The 17,720-nt window shown below is 67.9% G+C and carries 17 protein-coding genes; 5 read left to right on the top strand and 12 right to left on the bottom strand.

Features of this window, described 5'->3' with window-relative positions; genetic code table 11:
• Positions 1-253: 253 nt before the first annotated feature.
• The 6 genes from AC1MEQ_RS09275 to AC1MEQ_RS09300 form a co-directional block, all read right to left on the bottom strand.
• Positions 254-949 carry a response regulator gene (locus AC1MEQ_RS09275; protein ID WP_479795979.1) on the bottom strand — a complete coding sequence of 232 codons (696 nt, stop codon included), beginning with the start codon at positions 947-949 and terminating at the stop codon, positions 254-256.
• Positions 946-2,106 (bottom strand): sensor histidine kinase, encoded by a 1,161-nt coding sequence (locus AC1MEQ_RS09280; protein ID WP_479795981.1) that lies wholly within the window; start codon positions 2,104-2,106, stop codon positions 946-948. Before AC1MEQ_RS09280 ends, AC1MEQ_RS09275 begins: the two co-directional genes overlap by 4 nt.
• A 934-nt stretch (positions 2,107-3,040) precedes the next feature.
• Entirely contained in the window at positions 3,041-4,453 is a 1,413-nt protein-coding gene (locus AC1MEQ_RS09285) for an MFS transporter (RefSeq protein ID WP_479795983.1), read from the bottom strand.
• A gap of 92 nt (positions 4,454-4,545) precedes the next feature.
• Entirely contained in the window at positions 4,546-5,817 is a 1,272-nt protein-coding gene (locus tag AC1MEQ_RS09290) for an NAD(P)/FAD-dependent oxidoreductase (RefSeq protein ID WP_479790081.1), read from the bottom strand.
• Between the two features lie 2 nt (positions 5,818-5,819).
• Entirely contained in the window at positions 5,820-6,143 is a 324-nt protein-coding gene (locus AC1MEQ_RS09295; protein ID WP_479790083.1) for a 2Fe-2S iron-sulfur cluster-binding protein, read from the bottom strand.
• A 52-nt stretch (positions 6,144-6,195) separates the two neighbouring features.
• Complete coding sequence (locus AC1MEQ_RS09300; protein WP_479790084.1) at positions 6,196-7,503, bottom strand: cytochrome P450; 1,308 nt, start codon at positions 7,501-7,503, stop codon at positions 6,196-6,198.
• Between the two features lie 111 nt (positions 7,504-7,614).
• Here AC1MEQ_RS09300 and AC1MEQ_RS09305 point away from each other — a divergent pair, with 111 nt between their 5' ends.
• Entirely contained in the window at positions 7,615-8,529 is a 915-nt protein-coding gene (locus AC1MEQ_RS09305; protein ID WP_479790086.1) for a LysR family transcriptional regulator, read from the top strand.
• Between the two features lie 299 nt (positions 8,530-8,828).
• Here AC1MEQ_RS09305 and AC1MEQ_RS09310 read toward each other — a convergent pair whose 3' ends face one another.
• The 3 genes from AC1MEQ_RS09310 to AC1MEQ_RS09320 are packed head-to-tail and all read right to left on the bottom strand — an operon-like array spanning position 8,829 to position 11,371.
• Positions 8,829-9,872 carry an NYN domain-containing protein gene (locus AC1MEQ_RS09310; protein WP_479790088.1) on the bottom strand — a complete coding sequence of 348 codons (1,044 nt, stop codon included), beginning with the start codon at positions 9,870-9,872 and terminating at the stop codon, positions 8,829-8,831.
• A gap of 50 nt (positions 9,873-9,922) precedes the next feature.
• Entirely contained in the window at positions 9,923-10,561 is a 639-nt protein-coding gene (locus AC1MEQ_RS09315; RefSeq protein ID WP_479790090.1) for a CG0192-related protein, read from the bottom strand.
• A 9-nt stretch (positions 10,562-10,570) separates the two neighbouring features.
• On the bottom strand, positions 10,571-11,371 hold the full coding sequence (locus tag AC1MEQ_RS09320; protein WP_479790091.1) for an HD domain-containing protein: 801 nt from the start codon (positions 11,369-11,371) through the stop codon (positions 10,571-10,573).
• A 105-nt stretch (positions 11,372-11,476) separates the two neighbouring features.
• On the opposite strand from AC1MEQ_RS09320, the gene AC1MEQ_RS09325 reads away from it, so the two are divergent.
• Both AC1MEQ_RS09325 and AC1MEQ_RS09330 read left to right on the top strand, forming a co-directional pair.
• A complete protein-coding gene (locus AC1MEQ_RS09325; RefSeq protein WP_479790093.1) occupies positions 11,477-12,472 on the top strand; it encodes a GlxA family transcriptional regulator in 996 nt (331 codons plus the stop codon).
• A gap of 281 nt (positions 12,473-12,753) precedes the next feature.
• Positions 12,754-13,788, top strand: coding sequence for a hypothetical protein (locus tag AC1MEQ_RS09330; RefSeq protein ID WP_479790095.1), 1,035 nt, complete (start codon positions 12,754-12,756; stop codon positions 13,786-13,788).
• Here AC1MEQ_RS09330 and AC1MEQ_RS09335 read toward each other — a convergent pair.
• Both AC1MEQ_RS09335 and AC1MEQ_RS09340 read right to left on the bottom strand, forming a co-directional pair.
• Positions 13,775-14,686, bottom strand: coding sequence for an endonuclease/exonuclease/phosphatase family protein (locus AC1MEQ_RS09335; protein WP_479790097.1), 912 nt, complete (start codon positions 14,684-14,686; stop codon positions 13,775-13,777). The two genes, AC1MEQ_RS09330 and AC1MEQ_RS09335, sit on opposite strands and share 14 nt — an antisense overlap.
• A 130-nt stretch (positions 14,687-14,816) precedes the next feature.
• On the bottom strand, positions 14,817-15,305 hold the full coding sequence (locus tag AC1MEQ_RS09340) for a tetratricopeptide repeat protein (protein ID WP_479790099.1): 489 nt from the start codon (positions 15,303-15,305) through the stop codon (positions 14,817-14,819).
• A gap of 68 nt (positions 15,306-15,373) precedes the next feature.
• On the opposite strand from AC1MEQ_RS09340, the gene AC1MEQ_RS09345 reads away from it, so the two are divergent.
• Entirely contained in the window at positions 15,374-16,153 is a 780-nt protein-coding gene (locus tag AC1MEQ_RS09345) for a VOC family protein (RefSeq protein WP_479790101.1), read from the top strand.
• A gap of 15 nt (positions 16,154-16,168) precedes the next feature.
• Here the strand turns inward: AC1MEQ_RS09345 and AC1MEQ_RS09350 are convergent, their stop codons facing one another.
• A complete protein-coding gene (locus AC1MEQ_RS09350) occupies positions 16,169-16,720 on the bottom strand; it encodes a dihydrofolate reductase family protein (protein ID WP_479790103.1) in 552 nt (183 codons plus the stop codon).
• Between the two features lie 141 nt (positions 16,721-16,861).
• Here AC1MEQ_RS09350 and AC1MEQ_RS09355 point away from each other — a divergent pair, with 141 nt between their 5' ends.
• Complete coding sequence (locus tag AC1MEQ_RS09355) at positions 16,862-17,710, top strand: transporter substrate-binding domain-containing protein (protein ID WP_479790105.1); 849 nt, start codon at positions 16,862-16,864, stop codon at positions 17,708-17,710.
• Positions 17,711-17,720: the final 10 nt, after the last annotated feature.

Here is a 17,720-nt window from a genome sequence, read left to right on the forward strand (position 1 = left end):
GCGGCAGGGTTTTGAGCAGTCCACAACGGAGTTGGCGGGCGAATCCGAAGTGACACCGGTGCGGTATGCCGACGGGGTACGTGACGAAAATGCCCGGAACTGGCCGGCATCGATGCGCTCCCCAGCCAGAGCCCGTCCGCCTGCCCAGCAAGAAGCGATCGGCAAGAGAAGGACACTGATGGCGAGGCCAGTTAACTGGTTTGCCCTAGCCGCGGGAGCACGGTAGTTGTGCGAAGAGCAACCGGAACGTCGATCAATCAACGCGCCCCTCGCCGGCCTGCACCAGGCCCGACTCGTACGCGAGCACCGCAAGCTGCACCCGGTCGCGCAGTTCTAGCTTTGCCAGTAGCCGGGAGACATATGTTTTCACCGTCGCTTCGCTCAGGAACAGTTCCCGCCCGATGTCCAAGTTACCCAGGCCCCGCGCCACCAGTGACATCACTTCGAGCTCGCGCTTCCCCAGCGCCGCGACCTCAGCCGGCAATTCACCTTCGAGTGGTCGACGGGCAAACTGTTCGAGCAGGCGCCGCGTGACCGCCGATGCCAAGAGGGTCTCGCCGCGGAAGATCGCCTTCACTGCGTGCACCAGGTCGTCAGGTGACACGTCCTTCAGCAGAAACCCACTGGCTCCTGCCTTGACCGCCCGGTACACATAGTCGTCCAGGTCAAACGTCGTCAGCGCCAGCACCTTTGGACGTGGCACCCGACCCGACATGACCCTCGCAGTAGCCTCGACGCCGTCCATCAACGGCATCCGGATGTCCATCAGCACGACGTCGGGGCGGAGCTCCCGAACCAACCGGACGGCTTCGAGCCCGTCACCGGCCTCCCCGACGACGTCCATCCCAGCCCGCTCGAGGATCAACCTGAAGCCTCCGCGCACCAGTTCCTGGTCGTCGACCACCAGCACCTTGATGACTGGATCGCCGGTCGCGGTGCCGCCGCTCATGGCGCCAACACCGGCAGGACCGCGCGGATCGTAAACCCGTGTCCGTCGGTGGCAATCGTTTCCAGGCTGCCGCCGTAGAGTGCGGCGCGCTCGCGCATACCGATCAGCCCGTGTCCATGCGTGACGTCACCGTGCCCTCCAGTCCCGTCGTCGCGGACCTCGAGTGCCACCGAATCCGTGGCATATCGCACGAGCACGTCAACGCGTGAAGCCAATGCGTGCCGGCGCACGTTTGACAGCGCTTCCTGGACGATCCGGTAGGCGGCAAGATCGAGACCGGCAGGCAGGTCCCGCGCAGCACCCTCCAAGCTGAACCGCACTTCCAGACCGCCCTTCCTGGCATCGTCGACCAGCGCTTTCAACCCTCCCATGCCAGGCTGGGGCCGCAGATCGGGGGCTGCGTCGGAGTCCTCGGCATCGCGCACCATGGCGACTAGCCGCCGCATCTCGGTCAGGGCATCCGCCCCGGTGGTGCGGATGGTGGCGAGCGCCCGGCGCGCGTAGCGGGGATCGTCGTCGACGACCTGCTCCGCGGCGCCCGCCTGGACCACCATCATGCTGACCGCGTGGGCGACAACGTCGTGCAGCTCTCGAGCGATGCGAGCACGTTCGTCGGCAATCGCCGACAACACGCGGGTGCGACTTTCGGCCTCGGTCTCGATCGCCAGGCGCCGCGACTCGGCAGCCCGTCGTTCGGAGGCCTGCACGACCCTGCCGATCACCCAGGCGAGCACCACCACGAGCCAATGGAAGAAGATCTCGCCGGGCTCCTGCAGCTCCTGGACCCTGAAGTCGAAGAACAACAAGCAGGCGGCCGCGGCGAGCCCACCAAGATATGAACGCGCGGGACGGGCGTACCGTGCCAACGAATAGGATGCCACCACGATGGGAACCAGCTGACCCCAGAACAGGATCAGGATCGGCTGGATGGCGAAGGCGAAGGGCCAGGTCAAGAAGACGACCAGCGCAACGGCCAACGGCCAAACACGGCGGAAGGCCAAACCCAGGCAAAGGATCACCGCGACGACCGTGCTCGTGACCGGGGACCCGTCCCCTTCAACGGATTCGAGCGGTAGCCAGATCTCGACGACGGCGATCGCCGCAAGCAGGATGGCAAAGACCCCATCGAGCAGGTGGCGGAGCCGCAGTCGGTTCATGGCCTCAGCCTATCCAGCTGCGCGGGAATGCGGACTCCCCCGAAGTTGATGGTTCTGTCAACTCTCGGCCGATGACCGACGATGACCGTCGACCCTAGAGTCGCAAACAGGCCACCGCGGCCGGTACTGCATGTGGGAGGACAACCATGGTTCACATCGCGAAGTTCCATCGCACGGGGGTGGCATGCTGCCTTGCCCTGGCGGCAGCCCTCAGCGTTCTGTGGGTCGTGCTCGAGCCGGCAATGGCCGATTCGCCGGCCGTCCAGTTGGCCGTGATAGCGGATGCCGGCGCCCGCGCCACGATCTCGGCATCCGCCTTCGTGGTGTCGCAATTGGCGTTCATGATCGCCGTTCTCGGCATAGCCAACCTGATCGGCGGCCGATCGCCGATGCTTGCCACGCTGGGCGGCTCGATCGCCGTGATCGGTGGATTTGGGCACGCGGTCTTCGGCGGGGCGCAGCTCGTCCAACTGGCCATGGCCGCTGATGTGCCCAACCACGACGTGTATGCCAGGCTGCTTGGCGACGGTTTGCCCGGGCCGCTGATGATCATGATGATGGCCCGCACGCTCGGCACCGTGCTCGGACTGCTGCTACTGGGCATCGGGCTGCTGCGCGCGAACGCCGGACCGAGCTGGGTGCCCTACACCCTGTGGGCCTTCCTGCTCGTCGAATTCGTCGGGACGAACTTCACCGCGTGGGCCACCCTGGTCTCGGGGCTGCTGTATTTCGCGTCGTTCGCGGGACTGGCTGCCGCGGTGTGGCGCAGCCCGCTGGGGCTCTGGACGAGCGAAGTGGCCGCCGCAGAGGGGAACAGGGCTCCAACGCATCTCTCCGTTCAGACACCCGTGGAGGAATACGTCCCCGTTGCCCTGAACGCTCAACAGATCCCCGGCAAATTTGCCAGGGATCTGTTGGCATGTGGCTGGCCCGGTCAGCCTTGGATCGTGGTGGTGGGCGTCGCGGAACCGACCGGCACGAAGGCCGCGTTGCGGCGCGCATCGAAGATCGTCGCCCCGACTTCCTGCTCCGCCTGGTTGTCCATCGACAGGTCGATGCCCTTACGGTCGCGCAACAGGGAGACGGCAACCAGTGAGATGGCCGTCATGCCCAGCAGGTAGGCCGAGACCGCGACGCTGCTGCCGGTGGCGTTGACGAGTGCCTGGGCGATGGTGGGTGCGAAGGCCCCGCCGACGATCGCCCCAAGGGCGTAGGAGATGGAGACTCCGGAGAAGCGGACGCTGGCCGGGAAGATCTCGCTGTACCAGGAGGCCTGCGGGCCGTAGCTGAGCCCCAAGCCGATAGTGAACAGGCCCAGCGCCAGGTAGAGCAGGGGCAGCGAACCGGTGTTGATCATCCAGAACAGCGGGAAGACCATGAGCGCCTGGCAGGTGAAGCCGATCAGATAGGTGCGCTTGCGGCCGATCGCATCGGAGAGGTATCCCGCCAGGAACGTGAAGATGAACCAGGTGGCGGCGGCGAACGTGATCGCCAGCAGCACGTCGGTGCGCTCCAGGCCCACGGCCGGGCCCGAGGCGTAGCTGGGGATGAAACCGCCGGTGGCCATGTAGCCGGCAGCGTTGTTGCCGGCGAAGACCAGTGCGGCGAGGATCACCAGCAGCCAGTGCTTGCGGAAGAGCTCGACGACGGGGACCTTGGTCTGCTGCTTGCGCGCGGCGATCTCCAGGAAGATCGGGGACTCGTCCACGGCGCGGCGCACGACGTAGCCCACCCCGACCAGGACGACGCTGAGCAGGAACGGGATGCGCCAGCCCCAAGCCAGGAAGGCCTCCCCCGGGGAAATCCAACCGGTCATGATCGCGGTGATGCCCGACGCCAGCAGCATGCCCAGCGGGACACCGAGCTGCGGGACCGCGCCAGCACGGCCGCGGCGTTCACGTGGGGCGTGCTCGACGGCCATCAGCACGGCACCGCCCCACTCGCCGCCGGCGGAGATGCCCTGCAGGATGCGCAGCAGCAGCAACAGGATGGGGGCCAACAGGCCTGCGGTCTCGAAGGACGGCAGCACGCCGATCAGGGTGGTGGAGGCACCCATGAGGATGAGCGTGATCACCAGCATCGGGCGGCGGCCGATCTTGTCGCCGAAGTGCCCGGCCAGGAACGCGCCGAGCGGGCGGAATAGGAAGCTGATGCCCACGGAGGCGAAGGCCAGCAGCAGGCCGATCGATTCACCGGCCGGCTCGAAGAACAGGTGGGCGAAGACCAGGCCGGCGGCCGTGGCGTAGATGAAGAAGTCGTACCACTCAATGGTGGTCCCGACCAGCGTGGCCATGGCGACGCGTCGTTGGTTCACCTTGGGCGGCTGGATGGGTGCGGGGACTGGCATGGGTTTCTCCTGGTGGATCCTGAAATGCAGTGAAGCTGCCTACGTGGCCGGGGTCATGGGCCCGTGGTTTGTGTGACGGCGTGACGACGCCGTCAGACGGCGGCCGGCACCAGCGCGGCCCGGGCATGGGCCTTGAGGCTGAATCCCGGGGCGGTCGCCGTTTGCGGATCGGGGCCGATCCCGGCGGCGATGAGCTTGCGGGCGGCGATGTGGTCCGCCGGGGAGTTCACGGATTCGACGGCGACCATCCGGCCTTCCCGGTGGCAGAGCACCGAGAATTTGCCGGAGTCCGGATCGCCGACGACAGTCGCCTCGTCCCCCGGCGCGGACAGCCCGGCAATCTGCAGCCGCACGGCGCCCTGGGTCGACCAGAACCACGCCACGTCGGAGTACTCCGAGACCGCACCGAGGATGGTGGCGGCGGCGTGGCGGGCCTGGTCGGTGGCGTTCTGCACCGATTCCAGCCGGGTGCGCGCCCCGGCGTGCGCGTTGGGGAAGTTCGCGCAGTCCCCGACCGCGAGGATCGACGGATCCGCGGTGCGCAGGGCACCATCGACGACGATCCCGTTGCCGGTCTCCAGCCCGGCGTCGGTTGCCAGCGAGTCATTGGGCACGACGCCGATGCCCACCACCACGAGGTCGGCCGGGTAGCTGGAGCCTGTGGTGGAGACGGCGGCGGCGACGTGTCCGTCGTCGCCTGCGGTGAAGGAGGCGATGCCCTCGCCCAGGCGCAGGTCCACGCCCTGGGCCGCATGGGAGGCGGCGAACCAGTCGCCCATCAGCGGGGTCAGTGCCCGGCCCATCGGCCGGGGCGCGAACTCCAGGACGGTGACGCGGGCGCCGTGGGCGCGGGCGGCCGCGGCGAACTCCAGGCCGATGAACCCGGCCCCGATGACCACGACGTCACGGGCACAGGGCAGCGCGAGGTGCAGCGCCTCGGCGTCGTGCAGGGTCTTCAGCCCGTGGATGCCGGGCAGCTCGGCGCCGGGGCAGGCCAGGGAACGGTTGCGGGCACCGGTGGCGAGCACCAGGTGCTCGTAGGGCACGGCGGTTCCGTCGGCCAGGGCGACGCTGCGCCCGGTGCGGTCGATGGCGGTGGCGGGTGTGCCGGCGCGCAGGGTGATGTCGTGGTCGGCGAGGAAGGCGGGGCCGCGCAGGGGCAGCGGTGCCGCGTCCTTGCCGGGCAGCAGGAAGTCCTTGGACAGCGGTGGACGCTGGTAGGGCGCACCGGTTTCGTCGGCGATGATCGTCACCGGTGCGGTGTAGCCGCCGGCGCGCAGCGAGTCGGCGACCTGCAGGCCGGCCTGGCCGCCGCCGATGATGACCGTTCCGGCCGACGGCGCGCTTTCGCGGGTGGCGTCCATGGCTACACCTGGTCCGAGGGGACGTCGACGGTGATGCCGTCCTGGGCGGTGCCGACGGCGATCTGGCAGCCCAGGCGGGAGCGGTCGGTGCGCTCGGCGGTGGTGCAGTCGAGCATCTCCTCCTCGTCGTCCGAGATCCCGGGCAGGGCGTCGGCGAATTCTGGGCGGACGTAGACGTGGCAGGTGGCGCACATGGCCTGGCCTCCGCATTCGCCGACGATCCCCTCGACGCCGTTGGTCACCGCGGCGCGCATGAGGGTGGTGTCCTGCTCGACGTCGAGCGTGGTTTCCTCGCCCGTGGGTTGGACATAGGTGATGGTGGGCATGCTGGTTCTCCTGGGTGGTGCCGGTGCTGGGGGTTCGGGGACGTCGCGGGGGTCAGTCCCAGAGGACGGGCATCTTGACCAGGCCGCGGAAGACCCAGCCGGCGTTGACCGACGGGCTGTTTGGATCCAGACGCAGGCCGGGCAGTTCGGCGAACACGCGGGGCATGGCGACCTGGGCGACCTGGGCGCGGGCAATCCAGGTGCCGGCGCAGAAGTGCACGCCGCCACCGAAGCCCAGGTGCGGCTTCTTCGGGCGGAAGATGTTGAATTCCTCGGGGTCCTCGAAGACCTCCGGGTCGCGGTTGGCGGCGCCGAGGACGACGCCGAGGCGGTCCCCGCGGTGCAGCTGGATGCCGCCGAGCACGGTGTCGGTGGTCGCCTCGCGCGGGTACATGCCGATGGGGGCGACCCAGCGGACGGATTCCTCGAACGCCTTGGCGTGCAGGGACGGGTCCGCCAGCACGGCGGCCAGCTGGTCGGGATGGTTCAGCAGTGCCCAGACCGTGGTGCCCAGGACGTCGCGGGGTTCGTTCAGGCCGCCGCCGATGGTCATCTTCAGGTTGGCGCGGATGGCCTCGAGCGGGATGGGCATCGAGGCCAGGCCGGAGAGCAGGGACTGGTCGGGGTTCTCGCGCAGGTAGGGCAGCATCTCGTCGATGGCGGTGTCGACCTCGGCGGAGGAGGCCTCGCTCTCGGCCCAGACGGCGTCGTCGTCGGCGTAGTTTCCGGTGCCGTTGATCATGGTCTGGCTCCACCGCTGCATGTCCTGCTGGGAGGCGTTGTGGAAGCCCATGACCAGGCGCAGGTTTTCCGCGGCGTACGGGGCGGCGTAGTCCCAGATGAAGTCGGCGCCCGGGCCCTTGGCCTTCAGCTCGCCCATGAACCGATCGTGGTTGGCCTCGAAGATCCCGGTCCAGTGCTTCTTGATCGTCCCGGGGCGCAGGGTGGAGCCGTAGGAGTCGCGGTCGACCTGGTGCTCGGGGTTGTCCTTGCGCAGCATCGAGTGGCCCATCGCCCGCTTCATCAGCGATTCGCGCTCGTCGGCCGAGAAGGTGGCCTCGTCCTGCTCGATGGCGTGGCAGGCGTCGTAGGTGGTGACCATGAAGCGGTTCACCGCCGGCACCCAGTGGACGGACGCCTCCTCGCGCAGGCGCCGGTAGATGGGGAACGGGTCGCGGGCCAGGTCCTCGATGGTGACCCAGTCGGCGACCGGTGCCTCGCGGGTCTGTTCCGGCGTTCCGGTGGAGTGGCTGGCGGGTACCTGGGACATGAGCTCCTGCAGTTGGGCCGGGTCGGTGGGCAGTTCCCCGGTGAAGGGGCAGCCGGCGGTGGCCGTGGCGTCGTTGCTGGTGGCGGTCATGCTGGCTCCTGGTGGTTCGGGTGGCTGGCTTGTCTTCCAGTGTGAGCGACAGCATATGCACGGTAAAGTGCAATAAAGAGCCCTATATCCACACTTTGACCGAGGTATCAGATGCCCCGCTATACGCTGCGCCAGCTGGAATGTTTCGTCGCCGTGGCCGAGCACGGCAGCATTTCGGGGGCCGCCCAGTCACTGCACCTGTCCGCTTCCGCGGTGGCCGGGGCCGTCAACGAACTCGAGCGCGTCTTCGGTGCCCAGCTCACGGTCCGCCGCAAGGCACACGGGGTCGCGATGACCCCCTCGGGCAGCTACGTCCTGGACCGGGCCCGCGGGCTGCTGCATGCCGCCGAGGACCTGTCCCTGCACGCGGCCGATGCCGGGGGCGAACTGCGTGGCACGCTCATGCTCGGCTGCTACATGACGTTGGCCCCGACCGTGCTGGCGCGCCTCATCGACGAGTACTCGCGGCGCTATCCGCTGGTCGATCTGGACTTCTTCGACGGCTCCCAGCAGGAGGTCCAGGAACGGCTGGTTTCCGGTCGGATCGACCTGGCCATCGCCTACGACCTGTCACTGCCGGCGGGGTTGGAACGGCTCCGGCTCTATGACGCGACACCAAGCCTGGTCCTGGCGGCGGACCACCCACTGGCTGGCCGCGACGCGATCTCGCTGGCCGAACTGGCCGACGAACCGATGATCCTGCTGGATGTGAACCCCAGCCGGGAAAACACGATGATGATGTATTCGACCGCAGGGATCCAGCCCCGCATCCGCTTCCGCACCACCGACTACGAGGTCACCCGCTCACTGGTCGCCCGCGGCATGGGCTACGCGGTCCTGGTCCAGCAACCGGAGAGCGCCCAAAGCTATGAGGGCCGGGAACTGGTGGTCCGGCCGATCCGCCAGGACGTCCGCAGCGTCAACGTCTCTCTGGTGTGGCCGGAGGCGGTGCAGCCATCCCAGTGCACCCGCGCCATGGTCGACTTGGCCGCCGAGCTCTACGCGGACGGGGTGCGCGCCTCCTGAGGCTCGGTAGTTTTCTGGAACGCCAATCCCAGGAAACCGAAGCCGAGGGGCCCCGGACGTCACCCGCCACCGCCCAACAATTCCCGGCGAGCCACGGAGGACCGCTCATTGAGTCCGCAGCAGGTCGCCCCGGAGGCCACCAGGATCCACAGGACCATCAACTAGTTCCTGGCAGCGCTGTCCGGCGTCCCGGCCATGATCCATACGACCCCGCACCCTACGGCCATGGTGAACGCCCCATAGTCGGCCCGAAAGCGGGCGGTGGTTTCCTGTCGGGTCATGATGCGGCGTCCTGTGCCTCAGGTGAGTTGGTCGAGCCGGTCCCAGAATGAAGCCCGCAGGGCCCGCCGGACGACCTGGATGTCGGTCTTCCATTCGCCGATCTGCTGGGCGCAGTCCTTGAGTAGCACCCGGTCGATTTCCGGTGGCAACAGTGGACGGTCCGCCTGCAGCTCCGTCAACTCGCGTTGGGTGGTGTTGGCGTACCAGTTGTCCGCCACGCTGGCCCCGACCACTCCGACGGCGCGCAGCAGCGCGCTGTCCCCCGCCTCGGGGTGGCCCGAGGTGGCGGCGGCGGCGTCATGTCCTGCGGAGTAGACCAGATGCCGGTCCGCGGGCTGGACCTGCGGCAGCTGCCCGGTCATCGACGCCACATGAGCCGGGGACGGTCTGGGGATCGGCCGGGGCTGATGCAGTGGCGAGGGCGTGCCTGCACCCACCAGGGCACCCGGGCCTGACGCCGCCGTGCCCTGCAGGGTGTGCACTCCCGGACCGGGCAGCGGGCCGGTGGTCACCGATCGGGTGAAGGTTGATTCGAGCAGTCCGGCCGGCAGGTCGGTGATGCCGTCCACGCAGAGGGCCAGGTGTTCGGCCACCGACGCCAGCCCGATCCGGGTCTCGGGTTTGCGCAGCCCGATGAGCTTGACCTGCACGCCGAGGTCCTGGGCCTCCTCGACGGCCTCGGCCAGATCGTCGTCGCCGGAGACCAGGTAGACCACGGAGACGGAGCCGCTGCGGGCCAGGCCGACCAGGTCCAGCGCCAGGCGCAGGTCCACGCCCTTCTGCTCACCGCTGTAGGAGATGCGGCCCAGCCTGACCTTCACGCCGTCGACCATGCCGATGCGCTTGTGCTGGTCGGTGAACAGCCCGTCACGGGAGGCGTCGTACCAGTAGGTGCGCAGCAGCGGTAGCCCGCAGTCCTCGCGGGCGACCGCCGCAATGCCCTCGGCCAGCTGCTCGTACGCCACCCGGAAGGCCGAGCGCAGCGATGTGCCGGCGGTGTGCTGCCCGCCGATGGCCAGCAGGAATCCGGCATCCACGAAAATCGCGCTCTGAGTGGTCATGTCCCGAATCCTACGTGGCCCGCCGCCCCGCCGAGGCGCACCCGGCCACCTCAGACGATGCCGGCCAGCAGCACCGACTCCCCGAGCCCGTCCCACCGTCCGGTCAGCTGGCCCTCGTCGCCGTGTGCCGGGCGCGGGGTGAGGTAGACGGCCAGCGTCGGTCCGTCCGTGCCGATGATCACGACGGCGCCGCCATCCGGGGTGTCCTCCGTGGTCGGTTGGGCCGTGGTGACCACCGGTTCGGCGGTGTCCGGATCGCCGAATCCGTGCACGACGACGGTGCTCGGCAACGGTGCCAGGGTCCCGTCCACATCGAGGAACTGGTCGGCACCGGCCTGGCCGCGCAGGATGGTCGAGGCCAGGGCGGCCGCGTAGACGGGGTCGCCGGTTGCATCGTAGACCCAGCGGTGGCCGAGCACCGAGTGCTCCATTTCCGCGGCCAGATGCCGCTCGGCCCCCTCCAGCGGGGCACCCCGATAGGTCAACGGGACCTGCAGGATCCTGCCGTCGGCGCGGCGGACGATGTGCGTTTCGATGCCGACCTGCTCGGCCGGGTCATCGAAGCGGAACGCACCGACCAGCTCGATGTCGTCGTCGGCGGACACCTGCGACCAGGACTGGCTGGCGAGCCAGGTGGTGATGACGTCTCGTATTCCGGGGGTGAGCTCTGCGCGGTAGATGATGGCCATGCGTTCAGCCTATGGCAGCGATGCCATCGGCGGGAGGGGTTGCGGGGGCTGGCGCATGCCTCGAGGCGGCGCCGCTGCATCCGGCGCGTGGACCGCGTGACTGGACCCCTGCATCGCTTGGCTCCCTGCGCCAATCAGTGGAGCCTGCCGTTCGGACCCGGAGGTTCGTCGATACTCCGGCCAGGCAGATCCGCGGATGACTTCGACGAAGTCCCCTCGCTTGAATCCCGGAACGAAATGCTCCAGCACATCGGCCTTGACGTTACCGAACGTCGTCTCCGGACGGTCCTTGAGCCCCTCCGTGAACGCGGCAAGGATCTGATTCTTGAAATCCGGCCGGGGGTGCGCCTCCACGACAAACGCGCGCTGGTCATCGGTGATCGCGTCATAGCCGATGCCCAGCACGTCCAACTCGACGCCGCGCGTGACCAGCGCGATCTCCGGGTCCATATGCAGCGGAATTTCCGGGGTCGTGTGCAAGGCGATCGCCGCCCACACCTTGTTCGCGGCTTCCTCGCCAATGCCGTACTCGCCGAGGAACCGACGCGCCTCATCGGCAGCATCGATCTCGAATCGCTGATCAGTCCGCCGATACTTATCCGTCAGACCGAGATCATGGAACATCGCCCCGACGTACAGCAGTTCGGGATCGTACTCCAGGGCCTGTTCCTGCCCTCGCAACGAACCGAACAGGAACACCCGTCGCGAATGATGGAACACCAGCTCCGGGGCAACATCGCGGACAAGCTCCGTGGCAGCCTTGGCCATCGTGCTGTCCGGAATCGTGATTCCAGCGATCGTCTCAGTCATTGTGCACCCTTCTCGATTCTCGTCATGCCTGTTCCCTTCCCATTCTGGCAAGGTGTCGTAGGGTTGATCCATGTCTATCCTGTCTACTTCCCAACAAATTAGGACATGACCCAGCGAGTAGGCCTCGTGGTTTTCGAGGGGATGACGCTCCTTGACGCCAGTGGCCCCGCCGAGGTGTTCCGTCTGGCCGATCCCTCACACCTCTACTACGAACTCTTCTTCATCTCGCCTTACGGCGGGTCGGTTCGGACCTCATCCGGGATCGAGATCGCTGGGACAACCAAGGCCGCTGACAGCGACCCGGTCGACACACTACTCGTGGCTGGAGGCGAGAAACTCACGGGCCAAAGAATCGACCTCGACCTCCTGTCAGCCGTCTCTGCTCTCGCAGTCCATCCCCGCAGGATCGCATCGGTGTGCACGGGAGCCTTCGTGTTGGCGGAGCTGGGCTACCTTGACAATCGCCGCGCAACGACACACTGGCGACACTGCGACGAGCTCGCCAGCAGGTACCCACGTATTACCGTGGAACCAGACGTCATCCACGTCCGGGACGGCCGCTACATGACATCGGCCGGCATCACCGCCGGCATGGACCTGGCCCTGGCCATCGTCGAGGACGACCTGGGATCAGAGACTGCCCGGAACGTCGCTCGCGAACTCGTGATGTTCATGCAGCGCCCGGGAGGACAAACCCAGTTCTCGACAGCTCTGCACCGACCGCCACCGCAAATCGGACTTCTCCGGAAACTGATGGAATCCGTGATCACCGATCCTGCAGAATCGCACACGGTGACCTCGATGGCATCGGCAATCGGGGTAAGTCCCCGGCACCTGAACCGGGTGTTCCGCTCCGAAACCGGAACCACCCCCGCACGGTGGCTCGAAGAAATCCGTGTCGATGCCGCCCGCACACTCATCTTCGACGGGCACTCCATCACCCGCGTGGCCCAGCTCAGCGGCTTCGGCAGCGACGAAACCCTCAGAAGAGCCTTCGCCAGGCACCTGGGCACCACGCCCACGGCATTTCGGGACCGTTTCTCCACCACCCGAAATGATGCACACCCACAGTCCGATACGGTCTCCCGATCGTCAAGCTGAGCATTCGGCAATGGAAACGACAAAAGCTGGAATCAGCCTCCCTGAGGAGTGGACACCGCCCTCCCAGCGAACTACAGCCTTGAGCCACAGGACGGTAGGGCCCGGGGTCGCCGCGTAGAGGGGGTCGTCGGAGGGACCGTGGACCAGCCCGTGGCCCGGGACCGGGTGCTGCGTCTCCCCACCAAGAGCACGATGCGCAAGCGATGTGCGTCTCGATGCCGGCCTTCGCAGCCAGCTGTCTGCAGGCGGCTGTCTGCAGGCGGCTTCGGTAGTCTCGATCAATGACGAGCATCGACCTTCTGGCCGGCCCCCGCGGCCGCCGGTTCTGCCTGGATGCGGTGACCGCGCTGTCCGAGGAGCTGTGGTCCCAGCACCTCCTGGCCGCGCGGGAGCCCGGCAACATCGGTCTGCGCCGGGAATTCAGTGCCACCATCACCTCCGACGAGACCCTGTCCGCCATCTCCCGCCTCACTGCCGACGATCTGCTAATGGCCCTGGCGAATGCGGTGGACCACGCCGCCTACTGGCAACCGCCCGACGGCCAGGATGAACTCGCCCAGTCGCCGGAGGTCCGGCAGGCCCTGGAGCCCCTTGCCCAGGCTCTGGCCGATCGGATCGGCCGCTCCTGGTGGGACTCCCCCATCGACCCCGGCACCCAACGTTCCGTGCAGTGGATCGATGAGCACAATATGCCGGCACCGCTGCTCACCGGCGCGGCGGGCCGGGTGGACAGGTGGCGCGAACGGACCGTGGAATCGGAGCGTGCCGCCTCCCGTTGGCCGCGCTCGTTGAAGAGGCGCCCCACCAGCTCCTGGTGGTCGACTCCCGCACTGTCGCAACTGGTCCAGACCAGCCGCGCGCTTCCCGGCCTCGGCGCGGCGGGTCTGTTGCTGGTCGAGGACGGTTTGGGGTGGGAACGCGCCCGGGTCTGGCCGTTGGCGCCCGCCGCCGGGGCGCGCGTCCTGGAGATCCAGGGGCCGGACGACTGGGTGGATCTCGTGGAGCGGCATCCCTTGGAGGTCACGCAGACGTGGCGGAAGTCGGCCTACGAGACCACCGGATTCGATGCCACGTGGCTCATCCCCGACTTCGCCGCAGTGGCTCAGGAGTACGACGGCGTCCACCTCACGTCGACCGGCTACCTCGCCAGCGCGGGACGACCGTTGGCCGCCTCCGTCGGCAAGACCCTGCTGGCCGGGTGGGACCCCGACACCACGTATTGGCTCACCGACGTGTTGGGGCACGCCGGCGACCCGGCGGAATGGGAGAACCCTGTGGTGGGCACCACGGCCCAGTGGACCCCTACAGCGAGATGACCGCCTGCACTGGGGCATGGTCGGAGGGATAGCGCCCCTCCCAGGTCCAGACGTTGATGCCGACCTGGTGGACCGCCGCCCCCGGGGTCGTGAGGATCCAGTCGATCCGCCCGCCCGCGTCCACCGGGTCCTCATAGCCGGGGAACGTCCCCCACTCCCGGGAGGCCAACCGCCGCGTCGTTTCCCAGCTGTCGGCGAAGGCGCCCGGCCCCGTCAGTGCCGCATACGCTCCGGAGTCACCGGCGACGGCGTTGAAGTCGCCGGTGACGATGACCGGCAACCCGGCAAACCGCTCGGCCAACGCCACGATGACCGCGGCGCTCTTGACCCGCGCCGGTTCCGATTCATGGTCGAAGTGGGTGTTGATGTGGATGAACACCTTCCCGGTCGTGGTGTCGAGGAACCGCGCCCACACCAGGATCCGGGGGACGTCGTTCCCCCACGTCGCCGACCCGATCTCCCCGGGGGCGTCCGAGAGCCACGTCTGGTCCCACTCGATGAGCGTGAGCCGGCTGGAGTCGTAGAAAATGGACGAGTATTCGCCGAGGTTGCCCCCGTCGCGGCCGTATCCGATCATTTCGTACGACGGGCCGAGCCCCGCGGCGACCGCATCCAGCTGGGTATGCAGCGCCTCCTGGACGCCGAGGACCGTGGGCTGTTCGAGTGCGAGGAGTTCTCGGAGCAGCGGGCGACGGGCCGGCCAGTGGTCCGGATCCCCGGGCCGCGTCCCGTCACGGTCGAACCGGATGTTGTACGACATGACGTGCAGCAGCCGTCCGGCGACGGGCCCGATCATGGCGCCGGGTCCCGTCGTCGGCGGGGCTGCTCCGGCGGACGCAGCGCCGGGCCGTGTCGAGGCCGTCCGGAAGGACAGCGGGCGATCGATCGTGATGCTCATGCGGGCGACTCCTGGGGCATGATGGCGCGGTCACCATCAAGTCTGGCGCGCCGTCGTGAACTCCACATGGCCACCAGATGGCCGGCCAACGCCCAACACGCCAACGGCTGGATGGCCTGCGCGCCCGGCATCATGTCGACGGGGCGGCCGCCAAATCCCGGGCGTAGAAGCCGACCACCTTCCCATACAGCGGCAGCGTGTCCTGCAGCGCGAGCAGGGCAACCGTCAGCGCCTCGGTGGCCCGGCCGGCGTCGTGCAGGGCCAGGGCCAGGAACGCCTCGCGCGCACTGCCCACGGAGGCGTCCGGCTCCATGGCCTCCAGCAGTTCCACGGCCTCAGCCGCCTGCCCGATGTTGCGCAGTGAACTGGCCAGCTGGATCACCGCCTGGGGCCGGCGTATGCCGTCGAGCCCGCCCTCCAGCGCCCTGCGGTACAACGGCACGGCCTGGGCTTCCAGCCCCAGGTAGTCGTGGACCCCGGCCCATTCGAACAGGGCCGCCGGATCGCCGTCGGGCCGCTCGGCCACCAGCGCCGCCATGTCCCGCAACGCCCGATCCGGATCGGCGTCGTCGGCCGCCTCCCAGAACGCCTCGACCCGTTCATCCCACAGCTCATCCATGGGCCCAGCATTGCATGGGGGCATAGAATCACCACACCGAGTCCCGCCATGCCACCCAGGAGGACACCATGCCCGTACCCGACCTCCACCCCGGCGCCCCGTGCTGGATCGACCTGATGACGTCGAACCCCGAGCGCGCCCAGTCCTTCTACGCGACGCTCTTCGGCTGGACCTACGAGGCCGGCGACCAGGAGACCTACGGCGGCTACATCACCGCTTCGAAGGACGGCCGGCCGGTCGCCGGCATCATGAGGAACGACGGCGATGCCGGCTACCCGGACGGATGGTCCACCTACCTGCGGGTCGAGGACATCGACTCGACAGTGGCCGCCGCCCCCGGACATGGCGGCAGGGTGCTCATGGGGCCGATGGACGTCCCGGCGCAGGGGCGCATGGCCGTGCTGCTGGACCCCGCCGGCGCCTCCGTCGGGCTCTGGGAGTTCGGCGGCCACACCGGTTTCCGCCTGCACGGGGAAACGGGGGCTCCCGCCTGGCATGAGCTCCACGCACGCCACTTCGCTGAAACCGTGGCGTTCTACCGGGAGGTCCTCGGCTGGGACGCCTCGATGATGTCCGATACCGATGAGTTCCGCTATGCGACGCTCGGGTCCGGACGGGAGGCCACCGCCGGCATCCTGGACGCCACCGCGTTCCTGCACTCCGGCTACCCCGCTGCCTGGCAGGTCTATTTCCAGGTCGCCGATACCGATCTGGCCGTCACGCAGGCCCCGGGACTCGGCGCCAGCGTCGTCGATGCCGCGCAGGACTCGCCGTTCGGCCGCGTTGCCTCGCTGTCCGATCCGACGGGCGCCTCGTTCAAGGTCATCGAACCACCACGCCGCGGCTAGCTGCCCCGGGGCGGCTCAGTCGCTGTGGCGGCCGTAGCTGAGCAGCATGTTGCCCTTGGACGTCTGCTGGGAATCCTGCAGGACCAGCCGCGTGGTCGGGTCGCCGGTTTCGAACAGGTGCTTTCCCGCCCCCGCGATGACGGGGTGGACCATCAGCAGCAGCGAGTCCAGCAACCCGGCGAACAGCAGCTGCCTCACCACCGAGATGCTCCCGCAGACCGAGATGTCCCCGCCGTCGGACTGGCGCAGATCACGCACGAAGTCCTCCAGCGGGGCCTGGATGAGCGTGGCGTTCTGCCATTCCAGGTCGCCGGTGAGGGTGCGGGAGGCAACGAACTTCTCCACGGGGTTGATGAAGGACGCGAACGGGTCGTCCTTCCCGGCATTCGGCCAGTACCCCGCCCACTCCTCGTAGCTGCGCCGACCCAGCAGAACCGTGTCGGTCTGCGTCATCATGGTGCCCATCCCGGCACCGAGTTCGTCGTCGAAGCTGTCGAACTGCCACAGGTTCGGTGATTCGACGACCCCGTCGACCGATTGGAAAAGTCCCGTCTTGACCTCGCGCATGCTGCCTCCGTTAACAAATCTGGGGTGTGGCCGTTCCTGCTCGATCATCTGCTGCGGAGCCGTGGTCGTCAAGGAGCACGATCTTCGCCATCGCCCCTAGGGTGGTGCACTGGATCACATCACCTACCGGGGAGCACCTTGATGAAACGCGCACCACTGGCGGCGGTAGCCGTCCTTTTGACCGTGGCCACCACCGCCTGCACCGGAGGAGGGACACCAGCTGCGGCACCGGCGTCGTCCCCTGGGCCGGCTGCAAGCCAAGCAGGGGACGACGGCGGCGTTCCCGGCTCCCGCTTGGATTCCATCCACGATGCCGGGGTACTGAAGGTCTGCACCACCGGGGACTACCGTCCGTTCACCTACAAGGACCCGAAGACCGGGAAGTACTCGGGCCTGGACGTGGACATGGCCCGCGATCTGGCGAAGCGCCTGGAGGTGAAGGCGGAGTTCGTGGACACGACGTGGAAGGACCTGATGCCCGACTTCCTGTCCTCCTGCGACATCGCCGTCGGCGGGGTGTCCATCTCGTTGGAGCGGGCGCAGCAGGCGGCCTTCTCCACGGCCACCCTGGATGAGGGCAAGACGCCGATCACCCGCTGTGAGGACGTCGAGAAGTACGACACGATCGCCGAGATCAACCAGCCCGGGGTCCGCTCCATCACGCCCATCGGCGGCACCAACCAGAAGTTCGCAGCGGAGCACTACCCGCGCGGAGAGATCATCGGGTTCCAGGACAACAACACGATCTTCGACCAGATCATCGACGGCAAGGCCGACGTGATGACCACGGACGCCTCGGAGACCCGCTGGGTGGCCAACGAACACCCCGAGCTCTGCGCGGTGCACCCCGACAAGCCATTCAACTACTCGCAGAAGGCCTACCTGCTCCCGCGTGGGGATACCGCGTTCAAGGAGTACGTCGACGCGTGGTTGAACATCGCCGGGCACGATGGGACCACGGCGAAGGCGGAGAAGCCCTGGTTCGGATAGGGCCTCCCCG

It is taken from the genome of Arthrobacter sp. ASL1, from assembly GCF_056680475.1.